This window comes from Ciceribacter azotifigens (assembly GCF_048159625.1).
GTDB lineage: Bacteria > Pseudomonadota > Alphaproteobacteria > Rhizobiales > Rhizobiaceae > Allorhizobium > Allorhizobium azotifigens.
Window position 1 is genome coordinate 1 of sequence record NZ_JBLQTA010000018.1, and the last position, 18,392, is coordinate 18,392.

The 18,392-nt window shown below is 62.7% G+C and carries 18 protein-coding genes; 1 reads left to right on the forward strand and 17 read right to left on the reverse strand.

Annotated elements, in window-relative coordinates:
• Positions 1-6: 6 nt before the first annotated feature.
• From ACM6UT_RS19795 to ACM6UT_RS19850, 12 genes are all read right to left on the reverse strand, one after another.
• Entirely contained in the window at positions 7-342 is a 336-nt protein-coding gene (locus ACM6UT_RS19795; RefSeq protein WP_416799069.1) for a hypothetical protein, read from the reverse strand.
• A gap of 503 nt (positions 343-845) precedes the next feature.
• Positions 846-2,264: a 4Fe-4S binding protein gene (locus tag ACM6UT_RS19800; RefSeq protein ID WP_416799070.1), complete on the reverse strand. Its 1,419-nt coding sequence runs from the start codon at positions 2,262-2,264 to the stop codon at positions 846-848.
• Positions 2,261-3,097 carry an FTR1 family iron permease gene (locus ACM6UT_RS19805; protein WP_416799071.1) on the reverse strand — a complete coding sequence of 279 codons (837 nt, stop codon included), beginning with the start codon at positions 3,095-3,097 and terminating at the stop codon, positions 2,261-2,263. The genes ACM6UT_RS19800 and ACM6UT_RS19805 overlap by 4 nt, the downstream gene beginning before the upstream one ends.
• A 70-nt stretch (positions 3,098-3,167) precedes the next feature.
• Positions 3,168-3,512: a cupredoxin domain-containing protein gene (locus ACM6UT_RS19810; RefSeq protein WP_416799072.1), complete on the reverse strand. Its 345-nt coding sequence runs from the start codon at positions 3,510-3,512 to the stop codon at positions 3,168-3,170.
• Positions 3,513-3,569: 57 nt separating this feature from the next.
• On the reverse strand, positions 3,570-4,127 hold the full coding sequence (locus tag ACM6UT_RS19815) for an iron transporter (protein ID WP_416799073.1): 558 nt from the start codon (positions 4,125-4,127) through the stop codon (positions 3,570-3,572).
• Between the two features lie 167 nt (positions 4,128-4,294).
• Positions 4,295-4,570 carry a hypothetical protein gene (locus ACM6UT_RS19820; protein ID WP_416799074.1) on the reverse strand — a complete coding sequence of 92 codons (276 nt, stop codon included), beginning with the start codon at positions 4,568-4,570 and terminating at the stop codon, positions 4,295-4,297.
• Between the two features lie 290 nt (positions 4,571-4,860).
• The gene (locus ACM6UT_RS19825) at positions 4,861-5,949 is read right to left on the reverse strand and encodes a glycoside hydrolase family 88/105 protein (RefSeq protein WP_416799075.1); all 1,089 of its coding nucleotides are present in this window, start codon (positions 5,947-5,949) and stop codon (positions 4,861-4,863) included.
• Positions 5,946-7,511 carry a polygalacturonase PglA gene (gene pglA, locus ACM6UT_RS19830; RefSeq protein WP_416799076.1) on the reverse strand — a complete coding sequence of 522 codons (1,566 nt, stop codon included), beginning with the start codon at positions 7,509-7,511 and terminating at the stop codon, positions 5,946-5,948. The genes ACM6UT_RS19825 and pglA overlap by 4 nt, the downstream gene beginning before the upstream one ends.
• 58 nt (positions 7,512-7,569) lie before the next feature.
• On the reverse strand, positions 7,570-8,835 hold the full coding sequence (locus ACM6UT_RS19835; protein WP_416799077.1) for an ABC transporter substrate-binding protein: 1,266 nt from the start codon (positions 8,833-8,835) through the stop codon (positions 7,570-7,572).
• A complete protein-coding gene (locus ACM6UT_RS19840) occupies positions 8,832-9,971 on the reverse strand; it encodes an ABC transporter ATP-binding protein (RefSeq protein WP_416799078.1) in 1,140 nt (379 codons plus the stop codon). Before ACM6UT_RS19840 ends, ACM6UT_RS19835 begins: the two co-directional genes overlap by 4 nt.
• Position 9,972: 1 nt before the next feature.
• Positions 9,973-10,881, reverse strand: a complete 909-nt coding sequence (locus ACM6UT_RS19845; protein WP_465245565.1) for a carbohydrate ABC transporter permease — start codon at positions 10,879-10,881, stop codon at positions 9,973-9,975.
• Positions 10,882-11,763, reverse strand: a complete 882-nt coding sequence (locus tag ACM6UT_RS19850; RefSeq protein WP_416799079.1) for a carbohydrate ABC transporter permease — start codon at positions 11,761-11,763, stop codon at positions 10,882-10,884.
• Positions 11,764-11,991: 228 nt separating this feature from the next.
• On the opposite strand from ACM6UT_RS19850, the gene ACM6UT_RS19855 reads away from it, so the two are divergent.
• The gene (locus ACM6UT_RS19855) at positions 11,992-12,936 is read left to right on the forward strand and encodes a helix-turn-helix domain-containing protein (protein WP_416799080.1); all 945 of its coding nucleotides are present in this window, start codon (positions 11,992-11,994) and stop codon (positions 12,934-12,936) included.
• A 285-nt stretch (positions 12,937-13,221) separates the two neighbouring features.
• On the opposite strand, the gene ACM6UT_RS19860 is transcribed toward ACM6UT_RS19855, so the two are convergent.
• The 5 genes from ACM6UT_RS19860 to ACM6UT_RS19880 form a co-directional block, all read right to left on the reverse strand.
• Positions 13,222-13,800: a cysteine hydrolase family protein gene (locus tag ACM6UT_RS19860; RefSeq protein ID WP_416799081.1), complete on the reverse strand. Its 579-nt coding sequence runs from the start codon at positions 13,798-13,800 to the stop codon at positions 13,222-13,224.
• Between the two features lie 84 nt (positions 13,801-13,884).
• Positions 13,885-15,174 carry an amidohydrolase family protein gene (locus tag ACM6UT_RS19865; protein ID WP_416799082.1) on the reverse strand — a complete coding sequence of 430 codons (1,290 nt, stop codon included), beginning with the start codon at positions 15,172-15,174 and terminating at the stop codon, positions 13,885-13,887.
• Positions 15,175-15,319: 145 nt separating this feature from the next.
• Positions 15,320-16,147: a carbohydrate ABC transporter permease gene (locus tag ACM6UT_RS19870; protein ID WP_416799083.1), complete on the reverse strand. Its 828-nt coding sequence runs from the start codon at positions 16,145-16,147 to the stop codon at positions 15,320-15,322.
• The gene (locus ACM6UT_RS19875) at positions 16,144-17,028 is read right to left on the reverse strand and encodes a carbohydrate ABC transporter permease (protein ID WP_416799084.1); all 885 of its coding nucleotides are present in this window, start codon (positions 17,026-17,028) and stop codon (positions 16,144-16,146) included. The genes ACM6UT_RS19870 and ACM6UT_RS19875 overlap by 4 nt, the downstream gene beginning before the upstream one ends.
• Before the next feature lie 70 nt (positions 17,029-17,098).
• A complete protein-coding gene (locus ACM6UT_RS19880) occupies positions 17,099-18,373 on the reverse strand; it encodes a type 2 periplasmic-binding domain-containing protein (RefSeq protein WP_416799085.1) in 1,275 nt (424 codons plus the stop codon).
• Between the last annotated feature and the right edge of the window lie 19 nt (positions 18,374-18,392).

Here is an 18,392-nt window from a genome sequence, read left to right on the forward strand (position 1 = left end):
CTCATCCTAATTGACGCTGCGTCTCACCTTGTTTGCCGCGCTGCAGTTCGCATCGGCGCCATATAGGTGAAGCAGGTCGACCAGCCCGAAGGCCATCGGTTTCCCGCATCCGGTGTTGTCGATCGCGAGAAACATCGCCTTGCCGTCGTAGAGCCAATCGGAGACGGCGGCGTCCGGCTTGTCGCGTCCGTGAAGCCTTCTCAGCGCTCCGACGACATTGCCTGTACACACGGCCTCCGGCAGATTGCCCGCATACTCCCACGGCTTGGTGAAATAGCCGAAAGCGGCAATCGTCAGGGCCGCCGCGAGCAAAAACCCTCGTGACAGGACCCACCACATCATCGATGCACCCACATCAGGACGTCAAGTCAGGCGGGTCTCGCCTGACCCCGATGACAATGCGTTCGGGCTCATTGGTGTCGTCGGTCCGAATACTCACCCTCGTCTCGCCGCCTGGAACCGGAGCCTCCAGAAGAACCGTGCCGAGCACAGTCCTGACAACCAGTCTGAGGCTGCCCGTCTGCAACATACCGTCGAATACAAGTCCCATACTCGGGGCCGCACGGTCACAATCGTCGATGACGATCTCGGTCTCGCCATCGTCTTCCGCCCTGCAGCCGATCGCGATGCAGGACCCCGTCGACGCGACGAGGGAACCGTTCAGGGAGAAGGGAATATCACCAGCGCCCAAGTCTTCGACGAGACGACCGAATTCGGCGGAGCAGTCCGCACCGATATCACTGTTCCCCACACGCCACCGCGATGACCGACGCACACGCCATGGTAGCAGCACCGAGACTGACCTGTATAGCCCCAACCGGCTTGTGCAGTTATGAAGTCAGCTTCTACCATACCCAGAACAGCAGTACCCACGGCAGCAAGCCGGCCGCGACGGCAACGCTGCTCACTGCGGTGGCGACCGCGCGGCGAGGACCCGCTCTGTAGCGCCCCGTAATCCTCCAGACCAGAAGCAGGCTCCAGGCACCGGCGAATGCAAGGGCCACCATTCTGACGTCGTTTGCCCAGGCAAGCCGGAAGCCGTCGGTCCTCAGCAGCGTGACCGTCTGCGCCGAGAGGCCGAGGATCACGCCGCAGGCGGCGAGCGGCAGGAGGCCATGCACCAGATGATGGAAGCGCTGCGCGCTCCAGGGGCCGACAAGCCGGGCAGCAAGCGCAAGCGGCAGCAGGATCGCAAGGCTCGCGACGACGGCGGTCGCGGCGATATAGAGAAGCAGCATGGCGCCGTCGAGCACGCTCAGCACGTCGTTATGGGCCGGATAGTTGGTGAGCAGCCACCACGGCAGGCTCTGTTCGAGCGGCCAGGTTTCTCCGTTTCCGACCAGCCAGACGGCCGCCTTTTGCTTCAACGCCACAAACCACGGCGAGGACGCCCAGTGGAAGGCGCCGACCGCGACACCCATGAGGCCCGGCACGATCAGCAGCGTGTCCCAGAGGTTCGCGGTCTTGCCGCTCACCTCGACGATCTCGGAGCCCGGAGGACGTGCGGCAAGCTCGATCGCGTTGCGAAAACCGGCGCAGCGCCCGCACATATGACAGGACGAGGCGCTCTCCATCGTTCTGAGCGGCACCATGGGGGCGCAGGAGACACTGAGCGTGCGGCCGAGCTGCGGCGGGCACTGATCCCACTCGCTGTGGTCAACGCGATAATGGACAGGTGCGAGCTTCGCGAGCAGGCCGAAGACGCCGCTCACCGGGCAGAGATAGCGGCACCAGACGCGATGGCCGCGCCCGTAGAGATAACCGACCGCGATCGCGGCGGCCGTCGATCCGCCGAGGATCAGCAGTGCGGGTAGCGGGTACTGGTAGACGCTGACCAGCTGGCCGTAGACCGTCGTCAGCACGAAGGCGGCGAAGGGCCACCCCTGCCAGCGGATCCACCGCGGGATCGCCCGGCCGCGGCCGCGCTTGCTCGCCATTTCCGTCAGTGCCCCTTCCGGACAGAAGATGCCGCACCAGAGCCGCCCGAAGAGCAGCATGCTGATGAGCACGCCTGGCCACCAGATGCCCCAGAAGACAAAGCGGGCGAAGAGCGAGACGTCGTTCCAGATATGCGCGGCATTATCCGGCAGCGGCATCACCGCCGGCACGATCAGCAATACGGCGTAGACGAGGACGACGCCCCATTGCAACCGAAGCACCGGCTTCTGGTGCAGGCGAAGCCAGTCTCCGACGGCCGCCAGCCTCGCGCTTGCCCCTGCGCGTGATGCCCGTGGCGGCGCGGTGTAGATCGTGATCGGTGTCATGCGGACGCCTGCACCACGGGTCTCGCCTGCCGCGCCTGCATCCGGAACGCGAGCACGATCCCGCTCCAGTAAAGAACCCAGGTCGCGACTGTGACCGCGTCGGGCATTGCCCGATAGCCGGTAAGGCCGGCGACGATCCCGCCGAAGCGCGTCATGTCGTCGAGCAGGAAGGAGGTGTCCCAGAGCGGTTCGGAATAGGGTAGCAGACCAAGGGAAACGAGATAGCCGGTCCCGGTCACCAGCAGTGCAGACGCAAGCAGCAGCAACATCGCTTCGGTGAGGCGGAAGAACAGGCGCCAGGAGAGATAGCGTCCGCCAAGCTGCAGCAGCCCGTAGGTCGCGCCCGCCGCAAGCACCGCAGAAACAATGCCGACAGCGATCTGACCTCCAGCTCCGGCGGCGGAGACGATCACGCCCTGCAGGAAGATCACGGTCTCGGCGCCCTCCCGCATGACGGCAATCGCCGCCACCGCGAAGATGCCCCAGAGGTTGCCCCGGCGCAGGCTATCCGACAGTCCCTGTTCCAGGTCCCGCTTCAGGGTACGGCCGTGGCGGCGCATCCAGAATACCATCTGCACGATGAGCGCACAGGCGGCGAGGATGAGCGCGGCCTGGAACCAGTCCTGCCCTTCCGGCGGCAAGGCCGCGCCGAAGCGCATCAGCACCACCGAGAGCAGGCCCGCACCGAAGATACCGGCTGCGACACCGCCCCAGAGATAGGCGGTCGCGCCGCGCCCGTTTCCGTTGTGGCGGAGCCAGGCATGCAGGATGCCGACCACGAGCAGGGCCTCGATGCTTTCGCGCCAGACGATGAAGAAGGTTTGTACGAACATGATCGGCCGTCTGTTCCGGTGGGAGGAAGATGTCGGGCGGCGGAGCCCCGCCGCCCGCGTCTGATGCGTCTCAGTCCTGGCGCGCCACGATGACGCCCTGGCCCTTGTCCATGTGGAATTCGTCATAGAAGGGGTACTCGCCCGGCGAGGCCTTGCGGATGACGACGAAAGATTCTGCACCCGGCGCCAGAACCTTCTCCTTGCGCAGGCGCAGGCTCTCGAACTCGGCGGGTGTCGTCCCGGTGTTGCGCAGGATGATCTTGACTTCGGTCCCTGCCGGGATCTCGATCCGGGCAGGGTTGAGGACACCGTCCTTCATTTCAAGGACGAAGCTCGCCGGATCTTCGGCGTGCGCCACGGCAGGCGCCGCGAGAAGCACGGCCAGCAGCATCCGGGTCAGTGTGTTCGAGCGCATGTTGTCTCCTTGCGCAGCGAAGCGGGGAACAGGTGGCTCCCCGACGGCGCCGTTTCGTCAGTAGGAACCCTTCTTGCCGGTGCCGGCGAAGGTAAAGGTGTATTCAGTGGTGACGGGAGCGAACCAGGCAGCGACGCCGGTCTCCTTGTCGGTGTGGCGTCCGAAATGGCCCATCGGATCCTTATCCGGCGGCGAGACGGTCAGCTTCAGCCGGTAATTGCCCATGCCGGCGATCTTCAGATTGTCGCCGTAGTGTGGGCCGTCGCTCGCGACCATCGGCATCATCCGTCCGGAGACTACCTCGCCGGTGTCGACCTTGGTCAGTTCGTAGTCGACCACGAGATACGGCACCCACTCACCCTCGGCAAAACCGTTCGGATTGTCCGCAAGCGCGTGGATATCCGCTTCCAGATGGATGTCGGAGTCGGTTGCGGCACGCATCATCCCCGGCGGATCCATCTCGATCGGCTGCAGATAGACCGCGGCAATCTCAAGCCCGCCGCCGGATTGCGGCTCCCCGATCGGGTATTCCGCGGCGGCGAGCGCCGATGCGGAGAGAAGGAGAAAGCCGGCGACTGCGCCGGAGATCCCGGATCGGCGAAGATGTCTCATCATTGTCCCTTGTGTTCAATCAACACTGTTGCGAATGAGTTGCATTCGCCATGACAATGAATACCATACTCAAATAGTCATCTTTGATCCAGCGCAAATCGTCGGAAAAAGTGGAGCCGCACCGGCCGACGCCCGCGACGTGTTGCCGCTCCTGGTCCCGAAAGCCCTTTTCAAGACGATGACAGCCGCTTCGAGCGCAATATTTCCAATGCACTGTAGCGGTCCAGCCCCGTCGCTTCTTCTTCCGCAAGAAAAAGGTCCTGCAAATCTCCATTCAGCGGGTCAGTCTCGTCATCGCAGGTAAGCTGCAACTCGCAGTCCAAGCCTTCGATTGAATTCACTCCGTCAAGGACGCCAAGGATGTTCGCCGTCGTGTCGATGGCGACTTGCCGCATCACCTCCAGGAACACCTCTTTCTGATCTGATGTCAGCGAATTGAACAACATCAGCGTCCTTCGCCAATACGGATCAGAGGCATCCGCAAGGGACGTATTCGTAAGGAGATCGCGATAAGTCGCGAGGTTCTCGTCGAGGATGCCCGCACGAAGCTGAATTACAAGGTCCCTGGCTCTCATATAATGACTCGGTCCCAGAAGGGGCCATGTACACGCCGCGTCTCCAGACGCCCTGACAAGCCCGCAGCCTTTCTGTTTGGTCTAGGACATTTCAACCGGGTTCGGAAGCTTGGTCAACTTCTCCTTGCCGCCACTCTTGCCTTGTACACTCCGCCAGCTTTCTATCTAGCGGACTGCAGGCCCTCCGCAAATGCCATCATCAGTGGCCCGACACCCTTCGCGTCGTCGGAAACTACTGGCTCGGACAGGTAATAGCCGGGCGTGCCGTCCCGGTCATCGCCCTCGAAGCCTCCCAGGCCGGCGACGCGAACGATGGTGGTAAAGCGGGTGACACCCTGCCCGTCGGCAGCGAGACGGCTCGACAGAAGCGCTTCGAGTGCCCCTCGTCCGGCGGTCTTCGTCCGTTCCGGCTCTATCAATCCGAACCGTGCGGCACGCAGGAGCGCATAGGCGAACATGGCCGATGCCGAGCTTTCCTCATAGTTGCCGGCAAGGTCCGGCGCATCGAGAACCTGCATCCACAAAGCGGACGGTCTCTGACGCGCAATGATCTCCTGCAGCAGAAGGCGCGTTGCACGCCTGAGCGAAGCCGTCGCCTCGTCAGGTGGCAGGAGGCTCAGGGCATCGACCAGCGCCATGGCAAGCCAGCCGACAGCGCGCGCCCATACGGCCGGCGACTTGCCAGTGACAGGATCGGCCCAGTTTTGTTCGCGGCTCTCATCATAGCCGTGCACGTAGAGCCCGCCGGGTGTCGCCGTCAGCGCCAGTGCAGTGGAAAACTGCTGCAAGGCATCGGCGACCAGTCCGGATCTGCCCGTTACAAGCCCGTATTCGATCTGAAACGGCAGGCCCATATAGAGCCCATCGAGCCAGACCTGATGGGGATAGCGTTTCTTGTGCCAGTAGTTGCCGGCGTGCAGACGCGGATGGCGTTCGAGCTGGCCCATAAGACGGCTGGCGCCGGCGAGGTAACGCGGCTCGCCGGTGACGGCAGCAAGATGAATAAGCGCGCGGCCCGGCAGTATATTGTCGATGTTGAACTCGTCAGCATCATAGCCAGCAAGCGATCCGTCCGAGCGGACCTGCGGCCCGATGAGACGTAAGAGATGATCGCGCCAACGGGCCTCGCCGGTCGCTTCGAACAGCAGGACGAGCCCGCGATAGATGCAGCCGTCCTCATAGCACCAGGCGCCGCCCTTGTAAGGTTGATAGCGTCGGCAATAGTCGTCGAAATAGTCGCGCGGATTCATGGAGCGTCCCTGAGCGAGGGAATAGAAATGGAAGCGGAAGACAGAAGCGCAGGATCGTCGCAGCGAATGTCGGCATGCTCCGCGACGATCCGCTCGTGCCGCATCGGGCGGACATGATCGGCCATGACCGGCGGCGTGGCGACCGCCTCAGGTGTCAGTGAATGCAGGCGGAGACGGCGGATCCGCACACCGCGGATCGGCTCCTCGGGGAGCCCGAGAAAGGCGCCGGCCGCATGGGCGAGATGATGGATGTCGATGTCTTCGACGGTGAGATCGTCAATAGCCGGGGTGCCCATGCCAACCGGCAGAGGCTCGCGCGATTGCACCCAGGGCTCATGGCCGTCGGCATCACAATAATAGTGCGCATTGGCAGTGATTGCCGTCAGCACATGCTCCATCCTGACCCGCCGCATTGTGATGGCTGAGATCGACCCTCCCCTTCCGCGCCTCGTTTTCAGCCTCAGCCCCCGATCTGTACCGAACATCTCGCAGTCCTCTATGGTGACGTCGTGCACACCACCCGACATTTCCGAGCCGATGACGAGCCCGCCATGGCCGCGCTCCATGCGGCAATGGCGCACCGTGACACCGCGCGTCTCCGACAGGTGCTCGGCCTCACCGTTCGGACCGCGCCTGCCGGCCTTGATGGCGATACAGTCGTCACCGACCGAAAAGCGTACGCCCTCAATGGTCACATCACGGCAACACTCCGGGTTGAGGCCGTCGGTATTGGGGCTGTCAGGCGGCGCCTCGATCGAAAGCCCTGCCGCGACCAGCCGGTTACAACCCTGCGGGTGCACGGTCCAGGAGGCGGCATTGCAAATGGTAAAGCCGAGAAGGGTGACATCGTGGCAGCGGACCAGGTACAGACCCCGCGGCCGCCGCGCACCATCACGGCGTTCCTTGGGCCAGGTCCACCAGTCACCGGCATCACCCGAGCCGTCGATCAGGCCGGCGCCCTCTATGGTGAGCCGCTCGGCGCCGACGGCATACAGGGGCGCGGCGAAACAGGCGTCCGGCAGACCTTCCCAGCTCCCGAGCATGTGCCCTGCCCCGTCGCGTGGCGGCAGGATCGGCCAGCCGGTGCGGAGCGACGGCGCGCGCAGCACCGCGCCTTCGGCCAGGTGCAGCGTGACGCCAGATGCAAGCCGGAGCGGCAGTGCCGTCCAGAGGCCGGCACCGAGCTTCAAGGTGCCGCCCTCCGGGACGGCCCCAAGCGCCTCAGCCAGCGCATCGGCATTGCGCCGGGCACTGTCGATGTCAGTCAGATCGGTTCCCTCGACCAGGCCGAAGTCCGTCGCGTCGACAAGTCCGCTGCAAGGCTTCGTTCGGAACTCGAAAGACTTGAGCCCGTCCGCCTGGAACCGATACTCTGTCTCAGGTGAAAGGCCGTCCAGGAGGGTGACGGCACGATCGGTCAGACCGTCGAGCACCTCCTCCGGACGCGCGATCGAGGTCAGGCGGAAGGCCAACGGTCGCGGCAGGTGGTAGAATGCGCCAGGCACAGGCAGTCTTATGGCCGCGATCCGGGCGGAGATCGCAACTGCGAAAGGTCGGGTCATGATTTCCGTCTCGTGGGTGATCCGCCGCCCCTGCGGGGGCGGCGACCTTCATCGGTTGTCAGTCGAACTTGGCGAGTACGTCGTTGGTGCCGTCGACGATCTGTTCTGCGGCGGCTTTGGCATCCAGCTGGCCATAGGCGTATTCCTCGAGCGTATCGAGGAAGACCGACCGGATCTCGGGATTCTCGTTGAAGGGAGAGACGGACGGACCTGACGCTGCCATTACCATGGCGTTCGCCTCGCGCACCTCCGGCTCGCCGGTCTGGCCAAGCCTTGCGGTGGCGGCTTTGGATGCCGGAATGCCCCGTGTCGTGCCGAGCGCATCGATGCCCTCCGGCTCGTTCAGCAGGCAATTTACGATCTGGGCGGCTGCCTCCTGGTTCTTCGAATGCTTCGAGATTGAAAACACCATGGAAGGCTTGCGGTAGACGCCATCGGTCACGGCGCCCTCGATTTTCAGGATGCCGGCAGGCTTCAGCACCTGGCCCTCTTTCAGCGGATCGGCGTACTTACCGAAGGTCGAGTCCCACTCATAGGAACCGGCGATCTTGCCCTCCGCCCATTCCGGCTTTTCAAACAGGTTTACATTGCCGTCGGCCGCCTCCTCCTTCTGCGACCGCATCACACCGTCCTCGACCAGCTTGCCGAGGAAGGTGATGCCGTCGGCCAGTTCGTCGGCCGTCCAGGCCACGCGGTTGGTCTTCGGATCGACCATGTCCTTGCCGGTTTTCTGCGCGACGACCAGGGTAGTGACGAGTTGAGCCGTCTCCTTCACCGCGTTGAAGGTGTAGTAGTCCTTGCCGAGCTTTTCCTTGATCGTCTTGGTCGCGGCGAACAGCTCGTCCCAGGTCTTCGGCACCGCGACACCGGCCTTTTCGAAAGTCGTCGTGTTGAAAAAGAACACGCGGCCCGTTGTTGATACCGACAGGCCCTGCAGCACGCCGTTCATCGAGCCGGAGGCGAGATCGGCCTCGCTCCAGTTCGACAGATCGATCGCCTTCAGGGTCCTCAGGTCGGCGAACCCGTCACCATCCTTGGAAAACAGCGGCAGCCACGGCCAGTTGACCTGGACGATGTCGGCCTCGGTCTGGCCGGCCATCTGCGTCGTCAGCTTTTCAAGATAGCCATCGAAACCGGTGAACTCGCCCTTTACGGTATGACCATGCTTGGCGCCGCAGGCCTCCAGCGCCTTCTGTGTAGCGACATGGCGGCTTTCGCCGCCCCACCACGACATACGCAGCTCGGCAGCCGGCGCAGCGGATGCGAAACCGATGACGCCGAGCGCGGTGCCGGCGAGAATGTTGGATATCCTTCTTTTGGTCATGCTTCTCCTCCTGTTGGTGCCCGGGCCTGGACGCTGCCTCCTCGCAGCGAAATGTTGCGCCCGTCGGTCTTGTCAAAAATGTGCAGGGACGAAAGGTCCGGCTGAAGCGCAATCCGGTCGCCGCATCGCAGCGCCTCAAACTCCGCTGCGCCGACCACCGCGACGATGCGACGCCCCTCGAGCTCGGCGTGCAGATTGACCTCATGTCCCATGAACTCGGTGCTTGTCAGCCGCGCCTCAATCCTGGGACCGGTGCCGGAGAACGCCAGCTGTTGTGGCCGCACACCCAGCACGACCGCGTCTGGCCGTACCGCCAGCCGGCCTGTCAGTTCCGCGCCGAGAGGAAGACGCTGGCCGCCGATGACAAAATCGGTGCCGTCGAGCGCGCCATCGATGAGATTCATTTCCGGGCTGCCGATGAAGCCCGCGACAAACAGGTTGGCCGGCGCATTGTAGAGCTCCTTCGGCGTCGCCACCTGCATGATGCGACCGGCCTGCATGACGCAGATCCGGTCACCCATGGTCATCGCCTCGGTCTGGTCATGGGTGACATAGACCACAGTGGACGACAGGCCCTCGGCTTTAAGCTGCCGGTGGAGATCGGTGATGCGCACCCGCATCGAGGCGCGCAGCTTGGCGTCGAGATTGGAGAGCGGCTCGTCGAAGAGAAAGACGCCCGGCTTCTTGATCAGCGCGCGGCCGAGTGCCACGCGCTGCGCCTGGCCGCCCGAAAGCTGCTTCGGCAGCCTGTCGAGCAGCGGCTCGATTTCGAGGATGCGCGCGACATTGTCGATCGCAGCGGCGATCTCGGCCTTCGGCGTGCCGGCGATCCTGAGTCCGAAGGCCAGGTTGCCGCGCACCTTCATGTGCGGATAGAGCGCGTAGTTCTGGAACACCATGGCAATCGACCGCCGGCTCGGCGGGAGATCGTTGACGCGTTGTTCGCCGATGACGATCTCGCCGCCGCTGATTTCCTCAAGGCCCGCGATCATGCGCAGGGTCGTCGACTTGGCGCAGCCGGAGGGCCCGACCAGCACCATGAATTCGCCGTCGGCGATGTCGAGATCGATGCCGTGCACCACTTTCACCGTGCCGCCATAGATCTTCTCGAGATTCCTCAAATGAACGCGTGCCATGTCAGCCTTTCCTGCTCCCGGCGGATATACCCTCGATGAAATACCGCTGGGCGACGAAGAACACGACGAGTGCCGGCGTGATGGTGAGCACCGACATCGCGAGGATCCGGTTCCACTCGAAGGCCTCGGTGGTGTCGATGGAGAGTTTGAGCGCCAGGCTCACCGGGTACTTGTCGACCGAGGAGATGTAGATGAGCGGCCCGAGAAAGTCGTTCATCGTCCACATGAACTGGAAAAGGCAAACCGAGATCAGCGCTGGAGCCAGCATTGGGACGACAATGTAGAGCAACGTCTGCAGGCTGTTGGCACCATCGACCCTTGCTGCTTCTTCCATGTCGCGCGGCAGCGAGCGCAGGAACTGCACCAGCATGAAGACGAAGAAGGCGTCGCCGGCAAGCGCCGATGGCACCCAGAGCGGAAGAAAGCTGTCGAGCCATCCAAGGTCGCGAAACAGAATATACTGCGGTATGCGCGTCACCACATTGGGCAGAAGGAGGATGGCGATTACCGTCGAGAACAGGAGCTTCTTCAGCGGGAAATCGAAACGCGCGAACGCATAGGCCGCAAAGGTGCAGGAGATTGCCGTGCCGATCACCTTGGGCAGGATGATGAGAAAGGAATTCCAGAAGAACCGGCCGAAGGTGTAGGGCGTCGAGGTCTGCCAGCCCCTGATATAGCCGTCGAGCGTCGGGTTTTCGGGAATGAACCCGGCGCCTGCGAAGATTTCAGAATTGGTCTTGAAGCTCGCCCCGATCAGCCAGATGAGTGGATAGAGCATGACGAAGCCGACCGCGACGAGCAGGCCATAGCGGATCACGGCCGAAATCGTCTCCATGCGGGCACGTCGCGCCGTCGCCTTCGCGTTGAGGGCGCCAAGATCGGTGCTGGTGGCGTGGATCTCGGTCATCATTCAGTTCCTCTTGTCGCCGGCGTAGTAGACCCACTTCTTCGACGACCAGAAGGCGAGAATCGTGAGCGCCATGATGATGAGGAACAGGACCCAGGCTATGGCAGAGGCATAGCCCATATTGAATTTCTTGAAGGCCTCTTCGTAGATGTAGAGCGGCAGGAGATAGGTCGACTTGAGCGGCCCGCCCTGGGTGATGATGTACGGGCCGTTGAACTCCTGGAAGGCCTGGACCATCTGCATGATCAGGTTGAAGAAGATCACAGGCGTTAAGAGCGGCAGGGTGATGAAGACAAAGCTCGTCACCTTGCCTGCACCATCAATCGCTGCCGCCTCGTAGAGCGACTTGTCGATCGATTGCAGCGCGGCAAGAAAGATCACCATGGCCGAGCCGAACTGCCAGCAGCGCAGAAGCGTTATGGTGAACAGCGCGTTGGTTGGATCGCCGAACCAGTCGACCGGTGCCAGACCGACCGTCGCCAGCGCCATGTTGACCAGTCCCTCGGTCGAGAACAGGTAGCGCCACAGGACGGCGATCGCAACCGAGCCGCCAAGAATGGACGGCACATAAAAGGCTGTTCGGAACAGGTTGATGGCCTTCAACCTGTAGTTCAGGATCGCCGCTATGAAGAGTGCGAAGGCAAGCTTCAGCGGCACCGTGATGAAGACGTAGAGCAGCGTGACGTTCAGCGACTTGAGGAAGGTCCGGTCGCGGGTAAACAGCCGCTCATAATTGGCGAGCGCGGTCCATTTCGGGCTGTTCATCAGATCGTAGCTGGTGAAACTCAGGTAGAGTGACGACAGGAACGGGATAGCCGTGAAGACCAGAAGACCGAGGACGTAGGGCGTCAGATAGGCGAGGCCGAGAAGGCGCTGGTTCTTCACGCGCGCGCCCCTTTGCAACTGGAGCTCACCCGACGAGCCGTGACGGCGCGTATAGATGCGGTTTCGTACAAATCAAGCTCCCGGATCGTCGTGGACGAGGCTGCGCAACGCACCGCCTCGAGCCCGTTTCCGATCTCCTCCCGAGACAATTCGGTTTGCCTCTTGCGTGTATGGGGTGACATAATCGCATTTCCCTCACTGAATGAATAAACAAAGGCGGGAAAAAAGATGGACGAAATCGAAGGCGGTATCCTTTCCAGTATTCCGCCCTCGGCGCTGACCCTCAACCTGACGCGGGCGACGATCCGCATGGAGCATTCTCAGACTTGGCGCATCGACAAGACAAATTCGGTCGATGACCTGGTGATCGGGCTTGCCGGACGCGGCCACTATCTCATCGATGGCGAACCGCGCACAATCGAGCCGGGCGAAGCCATGTTGATTCGTCGCGGCCAGCGTTTCCAGGGCTGGAACGAGGATGCTGCGACCTATCTCGGTGTCGCACAGCATTTCACGCTCGACATCTACGGGCGCCACGACTTGCTGGCCCAGATGGAACTCCGGCCGAAAGTGCCGCTCAGCCGATGGAACCTGCTTGAGCCGCTGGTGCGCCAATACCGCCAGACGGCGCCGCCGTCCTCGATCACACTCGGACAGCACCATCTGTTCATGTATATCCTGATCTCCTTCATCGAGGATGCCTTCGTGGGCTGGCGTGACCGAGCCGCCTACCAGCCAGAGGGGGCTGACGCACTCGATCTCGCCGTCATGAAGGCTGCGACGATGATTGCCGCCAATCCGCTCGACCCGGGTGTCGCCGACAAGGCTGTCGCCGGATCGGCCTTCAACCGCGACTATTTCCTGCGCGAATTCAGAAGGCGCGTCGGCCAGACGCCGCGCAAATACCAGGAAGTGCAGCGTATGGAGCACGCCATGCATTTTCTAGAGGCCGGTCTGCCCGTGGCAAGGGCCGCAGCCGAAGTGGGCTATGCCGATCCTTACTATTTCTCGCGCATGTTCCGCCGCATTACCGGACTCAGTCCCCGGGATCATGTACGCCGCGTCCGCCAGAGCCGCCATGGTGGATTGATGCGGCTGGACGAGCCGGAGCAGGCTCAGGCGCTGGCGCAAGTGCTTTCAAACAAGGCTAGCGACACCGGCCCGGGACTTTGAATAAAGCTTGCACGGCGATCGAACGTCCGGACCAACACGCAGCGCCGGTGCCGAATGGAAACCTTTTCTCATTCGACTTCTCTTGATCGCCTTCACGCGAACAACCTGCATCTCGCTTCGGTCGGGAACCAGCGATCGAAGACGCACGCCATGAGCGTCTAGCGTTCATTCCGCGGGAGGACGTCCATGTTTTCAACTGAAGCGGTTTCAGACGGGCCCGGGCGCGTGGCAAAGTTCAGCCTCCAGCCGCTCTTGCCTCATACAAATTCCGGAAAAAACCAGGGCTCACAGCGAAGACAAGAACGCCTCGGTCCGGCAGATTTCCACCTGCACGGAGAAGCGCTCGCTGAGCACTTCGAGCGATGCGTCGTGCGTATCGTCCGCGCCGCTGCAGACGGCGTCCGAGAGGACCACGACATGGTATCCGAGGTCGACTGCGCCGAGGACGGCCGCCAGCACGCAGACATCCGTTTCACCGCCGGTTATGACGAGGCTCGTGACCCGCTCTCCTTTCAGCATCCGGTCGAGGCTTCCGTCGAACCACGGCGAGTAGGTCGCCTTGTCGAACACCCGCGCGGGTGGCACGAGCCGGCGCAACTCCGGCACGAGATCGAGGAGCTCCGGGGGGAGATGCTCACGCGTCATCATCGGCCACTTCTCGTAGTAGCGCCGCCACATGCCCCACATGTTGTCGGGCTGCCGTGGCGGGATGAACCGGGTGAAGATCGTTCTCCCGCCGAACCGCTCGGCCACCTCGACGACCGTATCGGCAACCCGCGCCATCCACGGCACGTGCCAGGGCGTCGGCTGCTTGAACATTTCCTGCATGTCGATGCAAAGGTGGACGAAGGTTCCGTCACGCATCAGGCAATCCTCTCTGGTGCCTGTCGGAACCGGTTCGTGGCCCGTCCGGTTCCCTCCACGGCAAGCGGGCGGGAAACCGCCTGCTCAGGAGTGCGGAACGTAGTCCCGGCCAGGGTCGATGCTGGCGGGGCGACCTTCGAGAAAGAGCTCGCCGATACGCGGGCCCGAACGCGAAATGATCTTGCCGCCCTTCACCACCAGGAGCCGGGTCGGCTTGAGCCGCAAGGCTTCCAGGACATCCGCGGCCTGCAGCACGACGAGATCGGCCTTGCAGCCGACCGAAAGCCCGTAGCCTTCGAGACCCATCGTCTTCGCCGAGTTGACGGTCAGCGCCTCGTAGATCCGCTTCTTGTCGTCGATGCCAGCCATCTGCGCCACATGGATCGCCATGTGGCCGACCTCCAGCATGTCGGCCGAGCCCATCGCATACCAGGGGTCCATCATGCAGTCCTGCCCGAAGGAAACGTTGAGGCCTGCCGCCATCAGTTCGCGCACGCGCGTCATGCCCCGCCGCTTCGGATAGGTGTCGTGGCGGCCCTGCAGCATGATGTTGATCAGCGGATTGGGGATGACGTTGATCTCGGCCTCCGCCATCAGCGGGATGAGCTTGGAAACGTAGTAGTTGTCCATCGAGTGCATGGAGGTGAGATGCGAGCCTGCGACCCGTCCCTGAAGGCCATGACGAACCGTCTCTGAGGCCAGCGTCTCGATATGGCGGGACATCGGATCATCCGTCTCGTCGCAATGGATGTCGACAGGAAGGCCACGCTCGGCGGCGATCCGGCAGAGGGCCTCAAGCGAACGTCGGCCGTCCTCCATGGTCCGCTCGAAATGCGGGATGCCGCCGACGATGTCGAGACCCATGTCGAGCGCGCGTTCGAGCGACTTCGCCCCCTCGGCCGCGCGATAGTATCCATCCTGCGGAAAGGCGACGAGCTGCAGCTCGATATAGGGTTTCACCCGCTCCCTCACCTCGATGAGGGCCTCGGCCGTTATGAGCCGCGGGTCGGAGGTGTCGACGTGGCTGCGGATGAAGAGGAGGCCCTGGGTAACGGCGAGATCGCAGTAGCGCAACGCCCGTTCGACCAGCGCCTCCTTGGTCAGCAGCGGCCGCAGCTCACCCCAGAGAGAGATGCCTTCGAGAAGCGTGCCGGAGACGTTCATGCGCGGCAGGCCGAGCGAGAGCGTCGCATCCATGTGGAAATGCGGATCGCAGAACGGCGGGCTCACGAGGCGTCCCGTCGCGTCGAACGTCTCGCCGGCGGTCGCGTCGATGCGTTTTTCGATCGTAACGATCCTGCCGCCGGCAAGCCCGATGTCGAAGCCGGCGCGGCCGTCGGGCAGGTTGGCATTGCGGATGATCAGATCGAACATGGCGAGCCTCATCGTCGGGGGAACACCGGAGAGTCGGCGTCGGTTCCCCGGGAGAGACTATACTGATTCCTCCTGAAATTCTGGCGAAGACGGATACGCACGGTCTTTTGGAAAGCGCGGTCTTGAATCGACCGCGCCGCGGGGTTCACCCCTTGACCCCCGAGGAGATCATGATCGCCTCGGTCACCCGGCGCTGGAAGAGCACGTAGGCGAGAATGACGGGAAGTGCGGCGAGCATCGCGACTGCCATCAGCCGGGCATAGGCGACACCGAAGGCGTCGTTCACCTGGGTGATGCCGACCGGGATCGTCATCATGTCTTCCGACGTCACGACGAGGAAAGGCCAGAGGAAGGCATTCCACACCGTGATGAAGGTGACGATCGCCATCGCGGTGGTGATGCCCCAATTGAGCGGCAGGTAGACCCGGAAGAGGATGGTGAATTCGCCGCCGCCGTCGAGCACCACCGCCTCGCGCATCTCTTTCGGCACGCTGTCGAAGAACTGCTTGTAGACGATGATGACGACGGGCGTGATGAGCTGCGGCAGGATGATCCCGGCCCAGGTGTTGATGAGGTTGAGGTTCTTCATCAGGATGAACTGGTTGACGAGGAGTGCCTGCGTCGGAACCATGAAGCTCGCGAGCACCACGCCGTAGAGCAGGCGGCGTCCGGGAAACCGGATCTGCGAGAGCGCGTAGGCGCAGAGCATGGATATGACGAGAACGGTGATCGTGACGATCACGGCCGTTCCAACCGAGTTGAAATACCAGCCCATCAGGCGGGTGTTGAAGATGGCATCGACATAGGCCGACAGGCGGAATTCGTCCGGCCAGAGGGACGCGTTGCCGACGACGTTTTCCTCCGAACGGATCGACGTCACGAAGCTCCAGTAGAGCGGGAAGATCCAGACGAGTGCCGCCGAGAAGGTGAAGACCGTCAGGACGAGGTTTTCGAAACGTCTGGTCGCGCTCATGCTCCCCTCCGGATGCTGAGAAGCTGGAATTGCAGGACGGAGACGACGGCGATCAGCATGAAGAGCACGGTTGCGACCGCCGAGGCATAGCCCCCATGGTTCATCTGGAACGCTTCACGGTAGACTTTCAGCAGGAGGACATAGGACGAGTTGAACGGCCCGCCGCCGCTCAGGAGGTAGATCTGGTCGAAGATCTTGAGCTGAAGGATGAGCTGGAGTGTGAGCACGAGCGCCGTGACCGGCCAGAGCAGCGGCCATGTCACGCGCCGGAACCGCTGAAAGCGCGTCGCGCCGTCAAGTGCGGCCGCCTCATAGAGTTCCTGGGGGATGTTGCGCAGTCCCGCGATGAAGAGGAGTACGTTGAAACCGTTGGTCCACCAGATCGTGACGACGGCGACCATCGGCATCACCCAGTAGGGGTTCTTGAAGACCGCGACGGGCTTTCCGGAGGCGAGCGCGATCAGCGGCTGCAGGATGCCGAACTGGAGGTCCAGCATCCAGGCCCAGATTTCCGTCACCACCGAGACCGGCAGGACATAAGGCAGGAAGAAGAGGCTGAGCGCCAGCGTCTGCGCCACCCCCTTGAGGCGGCTGACCGCAAGCGCGATCAGGAGCGCAATCGCCGTCGTCGGAACGACCGTCAGAAGCACGAAATAGCCGTTGTTCTTCAGGGACGTGATGAAGAGGCGGTCGCCGAGAAGGCGGACGTAGTTGTCCACGCCGACCCAGTTCCCCTCACCGACGAGCGGCGCATCGGTGAAGCTCATGCGGATCATCTCGATCATCGGGTAGAGAAAGAAGGTCGAGAAGACCACGATGAACGGCGCCACCATCGTCAGTGCGATCAGCGACTTATTCTTGCGGTTCTCGATCATCGCCATGGCTGAACCTCCGGCATATGCGGGGAACAAGCCGCCCTCCGGCGAGGGGAACTCCGGAGGGCGGCCGCGGTCACTGCAACTTGTCCTGCAGTTCCGCCTTGATCTGCTCCACGGCGTCGGCCCCATTCATATAGCCCTGGATCGCCGGGGCGATAATGTTGAGCGCCGCGTCATAGGCCGGCGATGCGACGCCGGTAATGGTCGTCTTGGGATCGAAGACCGCCGCCTCCGCCAGCGAGGCATAGGTGGCGTTCGGCTCCATCGCCTTGTACTCGTCGCTTGTCGTCACCGCCTTGTAGGCGGGGATGTGGCCGGCATCGGCCCAGCCGATCGCATGCTTTTCCATCCAGCCGATCACCGTCATCACGGCCGCGCGCTTCTCGCCTGAGATCGTCTTGTCGCCCTCGTTCGGGATCGCGAACGCATGGGAGTCGGCCCAGGTCGCACGCTTGCCCATCAGGGCCGGCACTTCGACGGCACCCCACTTGAAGCCGAGCTTGCCGCTCTTTTCGAGATCCTTGAAGGTCGGAACTTCCCAGACGCCGTTCAGCTGGAAGGCAGACTTGCCGGCGGAAAACAGCGCGACCGAGGCCTCGTATTCCGCCTGTTCCGGCGCCCAGCCGTTCTCCCGCCACTTCGACATGATGTCGATCGCCTTGGCCGCCTTTGCGGCATTGTCGCCGGCAAGCACTTCGCCGTTCGTCACGAACTCGCCGCCCTGCTGCGAAAGAAGCGTGTAGAACACGCGCCAGACCCCGCCTTCGCCGCCGGTCTGGTAGGTGACGGGCGTTTCGACGCCCTTCTCCTTCGCCCATGCAAGCGCAGCATCGAAGTCCTCGATCGAGTTGATGCCCGTCAGCTTGCCGTTCGCGTCGAGATAGGGCGAGCCTTTGAGCAGATCGGCATTGTAGTAGAGGATCAGCGCGTGGATATCGAATGGAACGGCGTAAAGCTTGCCGTCCTTCGTCGCCGCGTCGATCGGCGCCTCGAAGAAGTCACTCCTCTTAATCTCGGCTGTCGCGAGGTCCTCGTCGGTGATTTCGCTCAGCACATTTTCCTCGAGGCCGAGCGGCGCGCGCGAGAGATGATAGGTCATGACGTCGGGGCCCTCGCCGACGGCGGAGGCGGTTCTGACCTTGGTATAGAAGGGCACGCCCCATTCGAGCGTCGTGCCCTGGATCTCTATGTCCGGATGTTCCTTGTTGAAGCCGTCGATCAGCGACTTCATGCGGACACCGTCGCCACCCGACAGGAAGTCCCACCAGATGACGGTTTCCTTTGCGAGCGCGGGCATCGCGCCCAGCGTCAGTGCGGTACCCAGCAGCAATGTCTTGAACAGTCGCATCGTCATTCCTCCCGGTTTT

What these genes read in the sequence shown, in the direction of transcription:
- ACM6UT_RS19855 (WP_416799080.1), top strand. Translation starts at nt 11,992, where the DNA reads ATGGACGAAATCGAAGGCGGTATCCTTTCCAGTATTCCGCCCTCGGCG.
- ACM6UT_RS19860 (WP_416799081.1), bottom strand. Translation starts at nt 13,800, where the DNA reads ATGCGTGACGGAACCTTCGTCCACCTTTGCATCGACATGCAGGAAATG.
- ACM6UT_RS19835 (WP_416799077.1), bottom strand. Translation starts at nt 8,835, where the DNA reads ATGACCAAAAGAAGGATATCCAACATTCTCGCCGGCACCGCGCTCGGC.
- ACM6UT_RS19810 (WP_416799072.1), bottom strand. Translation starts at nt 3,512, where the DNA reads ATGCGCTCGAACACACTGACCCGGATGCTGCTGGCCGTGCTTCTCGCG.
- pglA (WP_416799076.1), bottom strand. Translation starts at nt 7,511, where the DNA reads ATGACCCGACCTTTCGCAGTTGCGATCTCCGCCCGGATCGCGGCCATA.
- ACM6UT_RS19840 (WP_416799078.1), bottom strand. Translation starts at nt 9,971, where the DNA reads ATGGCACGCGTTCATTTGAGGAATCTCGAGAAGATCTATGGCGGCACG.
- ACM6UT_RS19795 (WP_416799069.1), bottom strand. Translation starts at nt 342, where the DNA reads ATGATGTGGTGGGTCCTGTCACGAGGGTTTTTGCTCGCGGCGGCCCTG.
- ACM6UT_RS19825 (WP_416799075.1), bottom strand. Translation starts at nt 5,949, where the DNA reads ATGAATCCGCGCGACTATTTCGACGACTATTGCCGACGCTATCAACCT.
- ACM6UT_RS19875 (WP_416799084.1), bottom strand. Translation starts at nt 17,028, where the DNA reads ATGGCGATGATCGAGAACCGCAAGAATAAGTCGCTGATCGCACTGACG.
- ACM6UT_RS19865 (WP_416799082.1), bottom strand. Translation starts at nt 15,174, where the DNA reads ATGTTCGATCTGATCATCCGCAATGCCAACCTGCCCGACGGCCGCGCC.
- ACM6UT_RS19815 (WP_416799073.1), bottom strand. Translation starts at nt 4,127, where the DNA reads ATGATGAGACATCTTCGCCGATCCGGGATCTCCGGCGCAGTCGCCGGC.
- ACM6UT_RS19845 (WP_465245565.1), bottom strand. Translation starts at nt 10,881, where the DNA reads ATGATGACCGAGATCCACGCCACCAGCACCGATCTTGGCGCCCTCAAC.
- ACM6UT_RS19880 (WP_416799085.1), bottom strand. Translation starts at nt 18,373, where the DNA reads ATGCGACTGTTCAAGACATTGCTGCTGGGTACCGCACTGACGCTGGGC.
- ACM6UT_RS19805 (WP_416799071.1), bottom strand. Translation starts at nt 3,097, where the DNA reads ATGTTCGTACAAACCTTCTTCATCGTCTGGCGCGAAAGCATCGAGGCC.
- ACM6UT_RS19800 (WP_416799070.1), bottom strand. Translation starts at nt 2,264, where the DNA reads ATGACACCGATCACGATCTACACCGCGCCGCCACGGGCATCACGCGCA.
- ACM6UT_RS19870 (WP_416799083.1), bottom strand. Translation starts at nt 16,147, where the DNA reads ATGAGCGCGACCAGACGTTTCGAAAACCTCGTCCTGACGGTCTTCACC.
- ACM6UT_RS19820 (WP_416799074.1), bottom strand. Translation starts at nt 4,570, where the DNA reads ATGTTGTTCAATTCGCTGACATCAGATCAGAAAGAGGTGTTCCTGGAG.